Annotated in this window: 15 protein-coding genes; 14 read left to right on the forward strand and 1 reads right to left on the reverse strand. The window is 49.0% G+C overall.

Annotation, left to right across the window (positions count from 1 at the left end; all coding sequences use genetic code 11):
• The first annotated feature begins 104 nt into the window (after positions 1-104).
• The 10 genes from GCU39_RS02730 (at position 105) to leuS (ending at position 9,079) form a co-directional block, all read left to right on the forward strand.
• Positions 105-629 carry a YqeG family HAD IIIA-type phosphatase gene (locus GCU39_RS02730; protein WP_152397057.1) on the forward strand — a complete coding sequence of 175 codons (525 nt, stop codon included), beginning with the start codon at positions 105-107 and terminating at the stop codon, positions 627-629.
• Positions 626-1,762 carry a ribosome biogenesis GTPase YqeH gene (yqeH, locus tag GCU39_RS02735; protein ID WP_152392104.1) on the forward strand — a complete coding sequence of 379 codons (1,137 nt, stop codon included), beginning with the start codon at positions 626-628 and terminating at the stop codon, positions 1,760-1,762. The genes GCU39_RS02730 and yqeH overlap by 4 nt, the downstream gene beginning before the upstream one ends.
• A 57-nt stretch (positions 1,763-1,819) precedes the next feature.
• The gene (gene aroE, locus GCU39_RS02740; RefSeq protein ID WP_152392105.1) at positions 1,820-2,683 is read left to right on the forward strand and encodes a shikimate dehydrogenase; all 864 of its coding nucleotides are present in this window, start codon (positions 1,820-1,822) and stop codon (positions 2,681-2,683) included.
• Positions 2,684-2,722: 39 nt separating this feature from the next.
• Positions 2,723-3,013 (forward strand): ribosome assembly RNA-binding protein YhbY, encoded by a 291-nt coding sequence (gene yhbY, locus GCU39_RS02745; protein ID WP_018756787.1) that lies wholly within the window; start codon positions 2,723-2,725, stop codon positions 3,011-3,013.
• A 30-nt stretch (positions 3,014-3,043) separates the two neighbouring features.
• Complete coding sequence (locus tag GCU39_RS02750) at positions 3,044-3,637, forward strand: nicotinate-nucleotide adenylyltransferase (RefSeq protein WP_152397058.1); 594 nt, start codon at positions 3,044-3,046, stop codon at positions 3,635-3,637.
• On the forward strand, positions 3,621-4,193 hold the full coding sequence (yqeK, locus tag GCU39_RS02755) for a bis(5'-nucleosyl)-tetraphosphatase (symmetrical) YqeK (RefSeq protein WP_152397059.1): 573 nt from the start codon (positions 3,621-3,623) through the stop codon (positions 4,191-4,193). Before GCU39_RS02750 ends, yqeK begins: the two co-directional genes overlap by 17 nt.
• A gap of 3 nt (positions 4,194-4,196) precedes the next feature.
• Positions 4,197-4,541: a ribosome silencing factor gene (gene rsfS, locus GCU39_RS02760; protein WP_152392106.1), complete on the forward strand. Its 345-nt coding sequence runs from the start codon at positions 4,197-4,199 to the stop codon at positions 4,539-4,541.
• The gene (locus GCU39_RS02765; RefSeq protein ID WP_152392107.1) at positions 4,538-5,449 is read left to right on the forward strand and encodes a CvfB family protein; all 912 of its coding nucleotides are present in this window, start codon (positions 4,538-4,540) and stop codon (positions 5,447-5,449) included. The genes rsfS and GCU39_RS02765 overlap by 4 nt, the downstream gene beginning before the upstream one ends.
• A complete protein-coding gene (locus GCU39_RS02770) occupies positions 5,446-6,228 on the forward strand; it encodes a class I SAM-dependent DNA methyltransferase (RefSeq protein ID WP_152392108.1) in 783 nt (260 codons plus the stop codon). The genes GCU39_RS02765 and GCU39_RS02770 overlap by 4 nt, the downstream gene beginning before the upstream one ends.
• Before the next feature lie 409 nt (positions 6,229-6,637).
• The gene (gene leuS / locus GCU39_RS02775; protein WP_152392109.1) at positions 6,638-9,079 is read left to right on the forward strand and encodes a leucine--tRNA ligase; all 2,442 of its coding nucleotides are present in this window, start codon (positions 6,638-6,640) and stop codon (positions 9,077-9,079) included.
• Here the strand turns inward: leuS and comER are convergent.
• A complete protein-coding gene (gene comER, locus GCU39_RS02780; protein WP_152392110.1) occupies positions 9,060-9,905 on the reverse strand; it encodes a late competence protein ComER in 846 nt (281 codons plus the stop codon). The genes leuS and comER overlap by 20 nt on opposite strands.
• 231 nt (positions 9,906-10,136) lie before the next feature.
• Here comER and GCU39_RS02785 point away from each other — a divergent pair, with 231 nt between their 5' ends.
• From GCU39_RS02785 to GCU39_RS02800, 4 genes are all read left to right on the forward strand, one after another.
• Positions 10,137-10,655 (forward strand): ComEA family DNA-binding protein, encoded by a 519-nt coding sequence (locus GCU39_RS02785; protein WP_152392111.1) that lies wholly within the window; start codon positions 10,137-10,139, stop codon positions 10,653-10,655.
• A gap of 100 nt (positions 10,656-10,755) precedes the next feature.
• On the forward strand, positions 10,756-11,262 hold the full coding sequence (locus GCU39_RS02790) for a deoxycytidylate deaminase (RefSeq protein WP_152392112.1): 507 nt from the start codon (positions 10,756-10,758) through the stop codon (positions 11,260-11,262).
• A 103-nt stretch (positions 11,263-11,365) separates the two neighbouring features.
• Positions 11,366-13,954 carry a DNA internalization-related competence protein ComEC/Rec2 gene (locus GCU39_RS02795; RefSeq protein ID WP_152392113.1) on the forward strand — a complete coding sequence of 863 codons (2,589 nt, stop codon included), beginning with the start codon at positions 11,366-11,368 and terminating at the stop codon, positions 13,952-13,954.
• Positions 13,955-14,122: 168 nt separating this feature from the next.
• A complete protein-coding gene (locus tag GCU39_RS02800; RefSeq protein WP_152392114.1) occupies positions 14,123-14,668 on the forward strand; it encodes an RNA polymerase sigma factor in 546 nt (181 codons plus the stop codon).
• The last annotated feature ends 16 nt before the right edge of the window (positions 14,669-14,684 follow it).

A 14,684-nucleotide genomic window follows, 5' to 3' on the forward strand; every position in this document is an offset into this window, starting at 1 on the left:
AGCAGAATCTTGCCGCTCGTCGTTCATTCGATTCGGGCGGCAATTTTTTGCACGAAAAACAAAGAATATGGTATAGTTTGTCGTATGAAACAGAGGTGACGTATTTGTTAGAGAAGTTTATACCTAAGCTTCGGGTAAACACCGTATACGATATTGATCTTAAGTCGTTATACGCGAAGGGGTATCGAGGAATCATTACCGATTTGGATAATACGCTTGTTGGGGCGAAGGAGCCGTCCGCGACGCCAGAGTTGATCATATGGCTCGAGGGTGCGAAGGAGATCGGGTTTCAGATTATCATTGTATCCAATAATGATGAAGGACGGGTATCCAAATTTACGAATCCCCTCCAGATCCCGTTCGTGCATGCAGCACGCAAACCAAGGATCAGACCTTTCCAGAGAGCGCTGACGTTGATGAAACTATCGGCAGCGCAGACGATTGTAATTGGTGACCAGATGATGACAGATGTGCTCGGTGGAAATCGATCGGGCTTGTTTACCATTTTGGTAAGTCCGATTGCGATTCATGATGAAGGAGTCATGACGCGATTTAATCGGCGGATGGAAAAGTTGATATTACGAAGATTACGGAACAAGGGCCTTTGGCACGAGGAGGAGAAGCAATGACAGAACAACAACGAGAGCAGGGCGCGGTAACCTCGTGCGAAGGCTGCGGAGTGAAATTACAGACAGAACGGCCGGAAGTACCGGGATATATCCCACAGCAGGCATTGGAACGGGAACCCGTCATATGTCAGCGCTGCTTCCGGATTAAAAATTATAATGATGCGGCATCCGTGACGCTCGAGCAAGATGATTTTCTTCGTCTATTGAGTCAAGTAGGCGCATCGAAGAATGAAGCGCTTGTGATTCATATCGTTGATTTGTTTGACTTTGACGGCAGCTTGATCTCAAGCCTGCAGCGGTTCGTTGGTAACAATCCCGTGTTGCTCGTCGTGAATAAGATCGACTTGTTGCCAATTGTAACGAACTGGAACCGATTAACGAACTGGGTGCAGAAACGGGCCAAGGAGCATGGTATCAAAGTCATCGATGTCGTCTTATGCAGCGCCAAGAAGAATCAAGGCTTCGAACGATTGATTGATAAAGTGGCGGAATATCGTCGCGGTCGCGATATCTACGTCGTCGGTGCGACCAATGTGGGGAAATCTACGCTTATTAATCGTTTGATTCGTGATTATAGCGATATGGAACGGGAATTAACGACTTCACGGTTCCCGGGGACTACACTGGATCTCGTGAAAATTCCGCTTGATGACGGGAAATTCATTATTGATACGCCAGGGATTGTGTATCCGTCACGTCTTACAGAGCTCGTGAATCGCAAAGATTTGGGCGCGATCATGCCTGACAGGCCGCTTAAGCCGACTGTATTCCAGCTTAATGAAGGTCAGACGTTGTTCTTCGGCGCCATGGCACGATTTGATTTCGTCCAAGGGGAACGCCAATCCTTTACCTGCTTCGTGTCGAATGGATTGAAGATTCATCGTACGAAGCTGGAGCGGGCGGATGAATTGTATTCGGAGCATCGCGGCGTCATGCTTGCCCCGCCGAATCAGGAGCACATCGACGATCTGCCGGCATGGTCCAAACATGAGATTCGCGTGGCGAAAGGCAGCAAGATGGATCTATTTATTTCCGGTCTAGGCTGGATTAAAGTAAACTCCGATGCAGGCGCGCTAGTGAATATTCATGCACCGAAGGGTGTTAAGGTTCTCTCGCGTGATGCAATGATCTAAAAATAATGGGACTCAGGCGGCCTGAAATGCCGCTTCGTTAGAGGAGAGACGGAATCAATGGGGGATCATCTCATCAATCGAATAAGCAGTGAAACCATGCTGCTCGGGGTTATTGGCGATCCCATTCGTCAATCCAAATCCCCGCTTATGCATAACAGCGCCCTTCAAGCTGTTGGATTGGATGGCATCTATACTGCAATGCATGTCCTGCCTGACAGGCTGGAGGATGCCATCCGCGGTGTGCGTGCGTTGGGTTATCGTGGGATTAACGTCACCATTCCTCACAAGCTGGATGTCATTCCATTATTAGATGAAGTGGATGAAGGAGCGCGGGTTATTGGCGCGGTGAATACAATAGTCAATGACAATGGGAAGCTGATCGGCTATAATACGGACGGGATTGGTTATGTCAGATCGCTTCGGGAGGAAGCAGAATCTAATTTGCGAGGTAAGCGAATATTAGTCATTGGCGCAGGCGGTGCTGCTCGCGGAATCGTCTATGCCTTGTCACAAGAATTACCTGAGGTAATCTGGATTACGAATCGAACGGTCGAACGAGCCGAAGAATTAGCAGCAGATTTACAGCCATATGGGAATATTCGCGCGATTGAACTAGGACTTGTCCCAGAGATTCGCTCCGATGTCGACATCGTCATTAATACAACGTCGGTTGGCATGTACCCGCATGTGGATGCATCACCGCTTGCTCTAGAAGGATTCCGCACAGATCTAATCGTTAGCGACCTGATTTATAATCCGCTTGAGACGGCCATTTTACGAGAGGCTCGGTTACGCGGCAGTCGTACACATTGCGGACTTGGGATGTTCGTCTATCAAGGGGCTTATGCATTTGAATACTGGACAGGTCAGGCTGCGCCTGTCGAAGTGATGCGGCAAACTGTGCTGCAATCCCTAACGTAAGAAGCAGCTCAAAGTTAAAATTGGAGGTTTATCATACGCATGTTAACAGGAAAACAAAAACGCTATTTACGCTCGCTCGCCCATCATTTGAACCCGATTTTTCAAGTCGGTAAAGGCGGCGTTAACGATCAATTGATCCGCCATATTGATGAAGCGATTGAGACGCGTGAACTGATTAAAATATCGATCTTGAACAATAACATGGATGATCGTGATGAAGTTGCTCGTGATCTTGCCGAGGGTTCAAATTCGGAGCTCGTGCAAGTGATTGGGAAGACGATTGTCTTGTATAAGGAATCCCGCGAACATAAGCAAATCGAGCTTCCTTAAGGCTCTGGAATAGAGGCGACAAGTCACATGGTGAAGGTCGGTTTATTTGGGGGGACATTCGATCCCATTCATATCGGACATTTACTCTTGGCAGAACATGCATGTGAAGCCTTGGCATTCGACGCCGTATGGTTCATGCCTGCGGCAGATCCGCCGCACAAGTCTCGTCAGCCTCTCGCGACGGGTGTGCAGCGGCTAGAGATGATCCGACTTGCGATTGAAGGAAATGCATTATTTCATGTCACGGATATCGAAATGGAGCGCGGGGGCGTATCCTATACGATCGATACGATTGAAGAATTGCAGCGGAGATTCCCGGATCATGCATTTTCGTTCTTGATGGGGGCCGATATGGTGAATTATTTGCCGAAGTGGCACCGGATTGATGAACTCGCCGAACGCATTAACTTTGTTGGCGTGGGCAGGCCTGGAACGACCTTGCAGCTCGATCATCTTCCTGCGCATATTCGAGATCAAGTGACGATGCTGGAGGTGCCGCTATTCGAATTGTCAAGCACGACGATTCGCGAGCGCGTCAGCGAAGACAAGTCGATTCGGTACCGGGTGCCGGATCGCGTTCATGAATTCATTCAAAGGAATGATCTATATGAATCGAAGCCGTGAGGCCATTATTGAAGCGGTACGTGGACAAATGCCGGAGAAGCGCTGGGCGCATACGTTAGGCGTGATGCAGACTTCAATCGAGTTAGCGGAGCGATTCGGAGGAGATCCGGTTCGCGCAGAGCTCGCAGCCATCTTGCATGATGTGGCCAAATATTGGTCGACGGATCGGATGGAACGCATCATCATCGACGAGCAGCTGCCTGCGATACTCCTGGAACATGATAAGCAGCTATGGCATGCGCCAGTAGGCGCCGTGGTAGCTGAGCAAGAGTTCGGCATCACCGATATCGAGGTGCTTGATGCGATTCGTTATCACACATCCGGCCGTGTACAGATGACGTTAATGGATAAAATCGTCTGCCTTGCAGACTATATCGAACCTGGAAGAGATTTTCCAGGGGTGAATAATATTCGTCAGTTAGCCAACCATAGCTTAGAAGAAGGCTTAATTGCCGGATTCGACTCGACGATAGAACTATTGGTATCCAGAAAAAAACGGATTTTCCCGCTCACGATTGATGCGAGAAATGATTTAATTCAACAATTGGGAGGTTGACGCATGCCCGTTCAATCCAAAGAAATATTAAACCTCGCCGTTGCTGCGGCAGAAGATAAAAAAGCGATGAATATCGTCGCACTTGATTTACAAGGCATTTCCTTGATTGCTGATTATTTTGTGATTTGCCATGGTAATTCCGATACCCAAGTGAACGCCATCATGACAGAAATTCGCAAGCGCGTTCAAGAAAAAGGAGGCATTATTCGCGGTATTGAAGGGACTGACACTGCACGCTGGGTGCTGATGGATCTTGGCGATGTTATCGTGCATATTTTCCACCGTGATGAACGTGAATACTATAACATCGAACGTCTTTGGTCGGATGCGAAAGTTGTGAATCTATGAGTCTAATTGCAGGAACGATCAATCATTTACCAATCGACCGTGAGGTTTCGCCTTACGGCTTTTTTCTAACGAATGGGGAGCAGGATGTTCTCCTTCACTATTCCGAGATTATCGGCAAAGTAGAACCGGGGATGATCGTTGAGGTCTTCATATTCTACGATACAGAAGATCGATTGGCTGCGACCATGAAGAAACCTTATCTGACGCTTGGCGATATGGCGATGCTGGAAGTTGCTGATGTTCATCCAAGACTTGGATGTTTCCTCGAGATGGGACTTGGTCGTCAGCTGCTGCTGCCGATTCGTGAGCTTCCCGAGCTTAAAGAGCTGCATCCGAAAGTTGGCGATAAAGTGTTCGTCATCATGGAGCATGACAAGCAAGGCCGCTTGAGAGCGAAGCTTGCTGGCGAACGGGAACTCGCGCCGCTTGCGTTTCATGCGCCGAGCTCTTGGCTCAATCAATGGGTAGAAGGTACCGTCTACAAGACGCTTCAAATGGGAACATTCGTCCTCGTCGACGGGGGTGTGCTTGGTTTTGGCGCGATCGGTATGATTCATAGCTCGGAGCGTCTGCAAATGCTTCGACTTGGTGAACGTGTGAAAGCGAGGGTCAGCTTCGTCCGTGAGGATGGCCGTGTGAATCTCTCCATGGCAGCGCGCAAAGAAGTTGGACGTGATCAAGATGCGGATCGTCTCCTAGCGTTCTTGAAGGAACGTCCGAATGGCGCAATGCCTTATTCCGATCAGACCCCACCGGACATTATCAAGCAGCGGTTCGGCATTAGCAAGGCAGCATTCAAGCGGGCGCTTGGCAAGTTGATGCGGGAAGGCCTTATCACGCAGAAAGACAATTGGACGCATTTGAAGCCTGCCGATAACGCATCACCGTCCGATTCGGAGTCCAAATGACGACCTCTTATGCCCAATTCGCCTATGTCTATGATGAACTGATGGCGGACATGCCTTACCCGGAATGGTTGGCATTTGCACGTGAAGCATGGGCGCGGTACGGTAAGCCGAAGACGATCGTGGATCTAGGCTGCGGGACGGGAAGCCTGATGATTCCGCTCGCAAGCGAAGGGTATCACGTCACAGGGATCGATCTTTCGTCAGATATGCTCGCCGTAGCTCAGCAGAAGCTTGAGAGCTCCGTGGTGGGCAGCCGCTTGCTTCGCGAAGGTAAGGTTCGGCTAATCGAGCAAGATATGCGAGAGTTCGAGTTGCCTGGGCCAGTCGATTCCGTGATTTCCTTTTGCGATTGTCTGAATTATCTGCTGGAAGAGGAGGATATCCTTCAGACGATGCAGCGCGCCTATGCATCGATCAAGCCAGGTGGAACTTTTATCTTCGATGTCCACCATCCGCGGCAGTTCGAGCAGTATGAAGCGGAGCAGCCGTTCATCTATAATGAAGACAACGTCGCTTATTTATGGACTTGCGATCTCGATACCGAGCGGTGCGAAATCGAGCATCATCTTACGATTTTTGCGCGTCAGGCTGAGGCTTCCGCGAAGCAGGATCTCTTCCAACGTTTTGAAGAGGTACATATCGAACGGGCGTATGATCCATCTTGGATCACGGAGCAGCTTCAGGCCGTTGGATTTAAGGAAGTGCATTTGTTCGGGGACTTTACGTGGGAAGCGCCGGATGAGGAGACAGGACGCCTGTTCTATATCGCGGTGAAATAGCGGAGCAGCCTTGACATATGCGATGTCCTTTTTTTATAATGCAAAGAAGGTATATGTAGTAGGATATAGAAGACTATGAAGAGGAATATACGTTTTTGATCGAAGTCTGTCAGAGAGTCGGCGGGTGGTGCAAGCCGATGGTTCGTCAAAATCTACTCGCCTCTGAGTCATACGATCAACTCCGGTAACCGGATCAAATCGTATCGTCTGGCCCGCGTTAAGGGCATCGAGGGAGCACTCGGCAAAGCATGCCAAGGGCTAACTAGGGTGGTACCACGGGAGATTCGCCTCTCGTCCCTAGCGACATTTTTTCGCTATGGATGAGGGGTTTTTTAATGCAACTGGAAGGATATGTTTCCGGGTTGCTCATTGCAAATTGCGCTAGTTACTGTAGGAGGATGAAGGATTTATGACACAAGAGATTCAGCAATCACAAGGGTATAACCCGTTCCTGATCGAGCCGAAATGGCAGAAGTTCTGGGACGAGAACAAGACGTTCAAGACCGTCGACGATTCCAGCAAGAAGAAATTCTACGCGCTGGATATGTTCCCCTATCCGTCGGGTGCAGGGCTTCACGTAGGTCATCCGGAAGGCTACACCGCAACGGATATCGTGTCGCGTTATAAGCGCATGCAAGGGTATAACGTTCTTCATCCGATGGGATGGGATGCGTTCGGCTTGCCGGCAGAGCAGCATGCCTTGAATACGGGTGAGCATCCACGCGATATTACGGTGAAGAATATTAATAACTTCCGCCGCCAGATTAAGTCGCTAGGCTTCTCGTATGATTGGGATCGCGAGATCAGCACGACGGATCCAGAGTATTACAAATGGACCCAGTGGATTTTCATCCAGTTGTACAAGATGGGCTTAGCTTATGTTGCTGAAGTGCCGGTGAACTGGTGTGAAGAACTCGGAACGGTGCTGTCGAACGAAGAAGTCATCGATGGCAAAAGCGAACGTGGCGGATTCCCGGTTATTCGTAAACCGATGCGTCAATGGATGCTGAAGATTACGGCTTATGCGGATCGTCTGTTAGATGATCTAGAAGAGCTGGACTGGGCAGAGAGCATCAAAGATATGCAGCGTAACTGGATCGGTAAATCCAAGGGTGCAGAAGTGAACTTTGCAATCGATGGTCACGAGGGCCAATTGACGGTCTTCACGACGCGTCCAGATACGTTGTTCGGTGCTACTTATTGCGTGCTTGCACCTGAGCATGAGCTGGTTGCTGCGATTACGACAGCAGAACAAGCGGATGCAGTGAAGGCTTATCAAGATAAAGCGGCGCATAAGAGCGATCTGGAGCGTACGGATCTTGCGAAAGAGAAGACGGGCGTATTTACGGGCGCGTATGCGATTAACCCTGTAAATGGCGTGAAAGTGCCAATCTGGATCGCCGACTATGTACTTGCGGGTTACGGTTCCGGTGCAATTATGGCAGTTCCTGCACATGATGAGCGCGATTGGGAATTCGCGAAAACATTCGGCCTGCCGATTATTGAAGTCGTAGAGGGCGGAAATGTTCAGGAAGAGGCTTATGCGGGGGAAGGCGCTCACATTAACTCTGGATTCCTTGATGGCATGAACAAAGAAGATGCGATGGCCAAGATGATCGAGTGGCTTGAAGCGAACGGCAAAGGACAAGGTAAAACCACGTACCGTCTACGCGACTGGTTGTTCAGCCGTCAACGTTATTGGGGCGAGCCGATTCCGGTCATCCATCTGGAAGATGGCACGATGAAGACGATCCCTGAGGATCAGTTGCCGCTGCTTCTACCGGACGTGGAGAATATCAAACCATCGGGTACAGGTGAATCGCCGCTTGCGAATGTAACGGAGTGGGTGAATACGGTTGACCCAGAGACAGGCATGAAGGCTCGCCGTGAGACGAACACGATGCCGCAATGGGCGGGCAGCTGCTGGTATTACCTACGTTTCATCGATCCGAAGAACAATGATGAGCTGTGCGCGAAAGACAAGCAACAAGCTTGGCTTCCGGTAGACTTGTACATCGGCGGTGCAGAGCATGCGGTGCTTCACTTGTTGTACGCACGTTTCTGGCATAAGGTTCTCTATGATCTAGGGATCGTAGAAACGAAGGAACCATTCCATAAGCTTGTTAACCAAGGGATGATCCTTGGAACGAATAATGAGAAAATGAGCAAATCCCGCGGGAATGTTATCAATCCGGACGAGATTGTGAATGAATTCGGTGCAGATACACTTCGTATGTATGAAATGTTCATGGGACCGCTTGAAGCGACGAAGCCATGGAATACGAGCGGCGTTGAAGGTTCATATCGCTTCCTAGCTCGCGTATGGCGTCTAATGATTACGGATGACGGTCAACTGAATCCGAAGATCGTCGATGGCGAAGGCAGCGAATCCTTCAAGCGCACATGGCATCGCACCGTGAAGAAGGTAACCGAGGATTTCGAAGGGTTACGCTTCAACACGGCGATCAGCCAATTGATGATTTTCATTAATGATGCATACAAAGCCGAAGAGCTTCCGCGCCAAGCGATGGAGAACTTCATCCAAATGCTGTCCCCACTTGCACCGCATATGGCGGAAGAGCTATGGGAGCGGTTCGGACATTCCGGCAGCATCTCTTACGTGGCATGGCCAACGTATGACGAAGCATTGACCGTTGATGCAGAGGTTGAAATTGTCGTTCAAGTGAACGGTAAAATTGTCGAGCGTATCATGATCGGCAAAGATCTAGATGAAGCAGGCATGCAGGCCAAAGCCATGGATCAAGCAAGTGTTCAAGCAGCGATGGCTGGCAAATCTGTTCGTAAAGTGATCGCGGTTAAAGGCAAGCTCGTTAATATTGTCGTCGGTTAACCTCTGGCAGGTGAAAGAGCTCATTTAGTTTATCGAGATCTTCATTGTACTTGTCATGCGTGGTGCGGATCAGTTGATGGAATACGCCTTGCATCTCTTGGTCGAGCAGACGGATCGCTTCGGCAGTTATGCCGCCGGGAACGGATACTCGCTCCTGAACTTGTTCAGGGGTGAGTCCGCCTTCGGTGAGCAGCTTGCCGGTGCCAAGGATCATCTCGCTGACGAGACAGGTTGCTTGCTCGCGGTCAATTCCTGTCATCTCAACTGCCGCATCAATCCATTTTTTTACGAAAAAAGCAATGAAGGCCGGTCCGCAGCTGGAGAAATCCGAAGTCACCCGTGTGTTATGTTCCTCAATCAGCACAGGGCGACTAATGGATTGCAGTAAATCTTCCAGGAGCAGCCGGTCTTCTCCTTTAATGCGACTACCATACATACACAATGTAGCACCGCTAAGTACGGAATTCGTGATGCTCGGTATGATTTTGGCGATCTTACATCGCAGATGATCTTCGAGATGTCGAATTTGTACCGGACTCGTAATGGAGACAAGAATTTGATGATCGGTGACCACCGATTCAATCTCTTCTGTGACTCTCTTAAATTGCGACGGTTTAACGCATAGAAATATCATGTCGCTCCCAATCACCGTCTCGGTATTGGTGCTGGCAATCTGTAACCCCGGATATTGAGAAGCCAATTGATGAACCTTCTGCATGGTTCGATTACTGGCGATAATTTGCCCCGGTTCAAGTGCACCGGATTCAATGAACGATTCGATCAGCGTCTTGCCCATACTCCCCGTTCCGATGAATCCTACTTTCATCCCGATTCCTCCTTTATGCCATTCCTTAAGCACAACATTATCTCACCACAATAGAATTTTATAAGTTTCGTTAGAAACGAAACACCCATATTCTGTTTGGCGATAAAACCTACCTCTAAACGCGGTCGCTCATCATTGAATAAGCCCCGAAAGAGGTTTTCTCACAATATATGCAACACAGTTTGACCAACATGCGAGTTTTATTGAATATTTAATGAAGAAGGTGAATGAATGGAACCGTACGGACAACCCGTATCAGGCCCAAAAAGTTGGATTTTGTTCAGTTGTGTATGCATTGGTGTATGTATACTCGTATTTGCGTGGATACATTCGACATCTATCACAGGGATTCCAGGCTGGACGAAGCTGAATGAGCCGATGGCCCAAGCACTCGCTGTCGAACCTCCGAAACCGGATGTCAGACCTGTGAGCGCGTCAGGACAAGCTGTGCAAGAGACGCAGAAGCCCAAAGCTGCCGCATCGACGATACCAGAACCGGTAACAAGTTCGGGAAGTGCAAATGCTACAGCAGCGGAAGTCTCGCATAACGATACATCAGGCCTGATTCATATTAACACGGCGACGATGGAGCAGCTCATGGAGCTACCGGGGATTGGTGAGAGTAAAGCGAAGGCGATTATCGCATATCGTGAGCAGCACGGGAAGTTCAGCACGATCGAAGGTCTGCGCAAGGTGAAGGGAATCGGACCGAAGATCTATGCGAAGATGCAGTCGAAGCTCGCGCTCTAATCTTGTGTTCTGAGCGATCTGTCATCGAATGGAATTATACACGCGTCTCAAAAAATGCTACAATGATCCCATATGAATAGCTGCTGGAGATGAGACGAACATGCGTAAAGATTGGGACACCTATTTTATGGATATTGCTTATATGGTATCAACCCGCTCCCGCTGTCCAAGGCGCCATGTCGGTGCCGTACTGGTGCAAGGGAAGAAGTTACTCGGCACGGCTTATAACGGGGCTCCGATGGGTGTACCTGATTGCGAAGAAGCCGGATGTATGATTGCGGAAGAATACGAACTGAAAATGGTCGACGGCCGTGAAGAGATGATCAAGAAGCAGCGCTGCGTACGGACCATTCATGCCGAGCAGAATCTGCTATTGTTCACGGATCGGATTGATCGCGAAGGTTCTGTTGTCTATGTGACCGATCAGCCTTGCTGGACCTGTGCGAATATGCTGGCGAACAGTGGTGTTGTCGAAATCGTATATCACCGCCCGTATCCAAAGGATAGTGAGAAGGTAATCACGATGATGAAGACGAAAGGTATTGTATTCCGACATTTGGCGGGCTATCAGCCGCCGCAGGATACGATTATGCAAGTATCCAATTAACTCGAAAAGTTATTATGAGGAAGAACCTCTATTCATCCTCCTGAGTGAGATCAGGCGGGATGGGTAGAGGTTTTTTTGTCGTATACAGAAAGGATGAATAAATATGATCGATCGACGCCCACTCGTCGGGCTCGTCAGCTGCTTCGTGCTCGGTACAGGATTCGCAAGTATGTGGCAAGGAACTTTACTCATGATGATTGGTTGCGGGGTGCTGTTCATCGGCATCCCGCTTCTTCTATGGATGCGGGCCGCTTCAGTGAGACTGGCAATGCTCTGCGGTGCAGCGGTCATCTTCGGCATACTGAATTATTGGTGGGCTGATCAGCGGAATACGAGTCAGATTACCGAAATGATTGGACAGGCAGGTATAGAAGCAGCAGCGCTAGAAGCTGTGCAAGGGACAGGCATTATTGATTCGAAGGTAGAAGTGGATGGAGATCGGGTAAGCTTTGTTCTTCGATTACATCAGCTGTCCGTTGGCGGGAAGCTGGACCAACAGGCATTATCGGAGAGGGTGATGGTTCAGGTCCAATTGACGGAGCAGACACAGCAGACTGCAGCCGGCTTGTGGCAGCGCGGGGATACCTTACGTATGACAGGATCGCTCAGTCTTCCAGCCGTCGCACGAAACTTCGATAGCTTCGACTATCGTGCGTATCTTCGGCTGAAACGTATCCATTACACCCTTCGTGCCAAAGGGCTCGCTTCTATTCAAGTCGCATCGGCTTCTGGATGGAATGAGCAGACGCTGCTGCGAATCAATGATAAGCTGCGAGAACAATTAGGGAATCAAATGTCGGGCATCTTCGCCCCACCGCATGATGGCTATATGAAAGGTCTGGTCATCGGAGATAGTGGGGACCTTGATCCTGAGAAATTTCGTGATTTCTCGAAGCTTGGGCTTACGCATATTCTCGCGATATCGGGAACTCATGTCGCCGTCTATGTCGGGTTCTTCTTGTGGCTGTTCCGGCGTCTTCGTCTAACGAGAGAGACAAGCCTTCTTATTGTTATTGGCCTTATCCCTCCCTATGTATTGCTCTCAGGTGCTTCGCCGTCCGTTATTCGTGCGGGAATCATGGCGATGATCTCGCTCTATGCGCTCCGGCGGCAATGGCTTAAGGATGGATTGCACATTCTAAGTCTCGCAGCATTCTTGATGCTGCTCTGGAATCCGTATCAAGTGCTGGATGTAAGCTTCCAGCTTTCCTTTATTGTCACTGCTGGACTGATCTTATGGGTTCCGCCACTGCAGCGATTGCTGCCCATCAGGTCGAAGGCGATCGCGAGCCTCGTGTCGATTACTTGTGTCGCCCAGATTGTATCGTTTCCAGTAACCATCTATTATTTCAACCAAGTGTCATGGCTCTCATTGATCGCTAATTTTGTGCTCGTTCCCTTCATTAGTCTGATCATCTTACCGCTTGGGACATTCGCTCTAGCGGGGAGTTACATTCATATTGCCGCTGCAAAAGTTCTCGTATGGCCGACGGAATGGTTAAATGGGTGGACGTTTCAATTGATCGAGTGGCTCAATGCTTCGAGGCATTTTATTATGACTTGGCCCACGCCACCGGTGTGGTGGATTGTGGTCTATTATGGGCTTATTGGGCTTGGATTCGCTCATCTCAACAAGATGTCATTAACGGCTGTTCAAAGGACACCGGCGCAGGCCGTGTCCGAAGAAGAGACAGTACCTCTGACGTCGTCCGAATCGTTGTCCAAGCGTCTTCACCCAAACAGGATCGCATTACGCACAATTTTGCTGCGCACTTCATATTTTATCGCGATCGCCTTGATTCTTGTCTATGCATACCAACCAATGCTCTTGAATCGGGAAGGTAATGTTCAATTTATTGATGTCGGACAAGGAGACAGTATTCTGATTCGGACGCCGTCTGGGAAGATAATGCTGATCGATGGCGGAGGAACGGTACGGTTCAATAAACCAGCAGATCGCTGGAAGGCTAGACAGGATCCTTATGAGGTAGGCCGTAAGACCTTGGTCCCGTTGTTGAAGCAGAGAGGGGTTCAGCAGATCGATGTATTAATCATGACGCATGAAGATCAAGACCATGCTGGAGGACTGCAAGCAGTAATAGAAGAAATTCCTGTTCATGCTTTTGTATTTAATGGTACGCTGAAGGAAAATCAACCGATCTCGAAGCTGTTCCGGACCGCAATTGCATTAGGTATTCCACTCTATGCTGCTGGTGAACCCGCCTCGTTGCGTATGGATGATGAGACGTCGCTTACATTCCTGTCTCCCTCCGCAACATTCATGAATAATGCGCGTATAACGAAGATGGATGAACAAAACGATGCGTCTGTCGCCTTCCTATTACATATCAAACAATCTACTTTTTTATTTACAGGCGATATGGGCGTTAACGTTGAGCAGGAGATTCTGGATCGATTGGGCTTAGAGCAAGGGGGATCCCAGCGAATCGACGTCCTTAAGGTTGCACATCACGGCAGCAAGACATCATCCTCTGACGCATGGCTTCAGTTCTGGAGGCCGCAAGCGGCAGTCATTTCCGTCGGAGAGAAGAATTTGTACGGACACCCGAGCCCGATCGTGATGGAACGATTGCAGGCGAACCGCATTCAAGTGTTTCGTACGGATCAACAAGGTGAGATTCAGATGAAAGTGACAAATGTGGGGATTCAAGTTCGGCAGAAGAATCCATAGGAAAGTGGTCGTGCCTATCATTTTCTGATATCCTTAGACAAGACTCTAGTCGTCATCTCGTGACGAAATGAAGATTACCAAATTTTTATGAAGAAATATCGAAGCAACATTGCAACAAATTGAGGCATCATGCCGTCTGTAATGTTGCAAGAGAGGAGGATCCTAGTAGTGGTAGAGCAACAACTCATTCGAGCTGCTCAGTCGGGCGATCGCGACGCACTCATTACTCTATTGCGCAATATTGAAACCCATGTATATCGCACGGCCTATTATATTCTAAATAATGAGCAGGATGCTATGGATGCTTCTCAGGAGGCATTAATCCGTATCTATACGAAAATTAATTCTTATGAAGAGAAGGCTCAGTTCAAGACTTGGGTGCAACGCATTGTAACGAATATTTGTATTGATAAATTTCGACGCACAAAGCCATCGGTCTCTATTGAGGAACATGAACTCGTGTTCAAGGGGGACGACAATGTGGAACGTGAGGTTCTATCCACATATGTTGCCAAGGACATTCAAGAGGCGATCGAGAAGCTTCCCGAACACCATCGTGCGGTCGTCGTACTGAGATATTTACAAGATTTCTCCTACAATGAAATTGCAGATTCACTGAACTTGCCCTTAAATACAGTGAAGTCGTATTTATTCAGGGCAAGGCAACAATTACAAAGCTTACTTCAAGATTATCAGAAGGGTGGTGTTCGATGATGAATTGTCCAGAGGT

The sequence above is a fragment of the Paenibacillus guangzhouensis genome (assembly GCF_009363075.1).
Lineage (GTDB): Bacteria > Bacillota > Bacilli > Paenibacillales > Paenibacillaceae > Paenibacillus_K > Paenibacillus_K guangzhouensis.

Coding starts and splice junctions, on each gene's coding strand:
- yqeH (WP_152392104.1), top strand. CDS start 626: ATGACAGAACAACAACGAGAGCAGGGCGCGGTAACCTCGTGCGAAGGC.
- aroE (WP_152392105.1), top strand. CDS start 1,820: ATGGGGGATCATCTCATCAATCGAATAAGCAGTGAAACCATGCTGCTC.
- yhbY (WP_018756787.1), top strand. CDS start 2,723: ATGTTAACAGGAAAACAAAAACGCTATTTACGCTCGCTCGCCCATCAT.
- yqeK (WP_152397059.1), top strand. CDS start 3,621: ATGAATCGAAGCCGTGAGGCCATTATTGAAGCGGTACGTGGACAAATG.
- rsfS (WP_152392106.1), top strand. CDS start 4,197: ATGCCCGTTCAATCCAAAGAAATATTAAACCTCGCCGTTGCTGCGGCA.
- GCU39_RS02765 (WP_152392107.1), top strand. CDS start 4,538: ATGAGTCTAATTGCAGGAACGATCAATCATTTACCAATCGACCGTGAG.
- GCU39_RS02770 (WP_152392108.1), top strand. CDS start 5,446: ATGACGACCTCTTATGCCCAATTCGCCTATGTCTATGATGAACTGATG.
- leuS (WP_152392109.1), top strand. CDS start 6,638: ATGACACAAGAGATTCAGCAATCACAAGGGTATAACCCGTTCCTGATC.
- comER (WP_152392110.1), bottom strand. CDS start 9,905: ATGAAAGTAGGATTCATCGGAACGGGGAGTATGGGCAAGACGCTGATC.
- GCU39_RS02785 (WP_152392111.1), top strand. CDS start 10,137: ATGGAACCGTACGGACAACCCGTATCAGGCCCAAAAAGTTGGATTTTG.
- GCU39_RS02790 (WP_152392112.1), top strand. CDS start 10,756: ATGCGTAAAGATTGGGACACCTATTTTATGGATATTGCTTATATGGTA.
- GCU39_RS02795 (WP_152392113.1), top strand. CDS start 11,366: ATGATCGATCGACGCCCACTCGTCGGGCTCGTCAGCTGCTTCGTGCTC.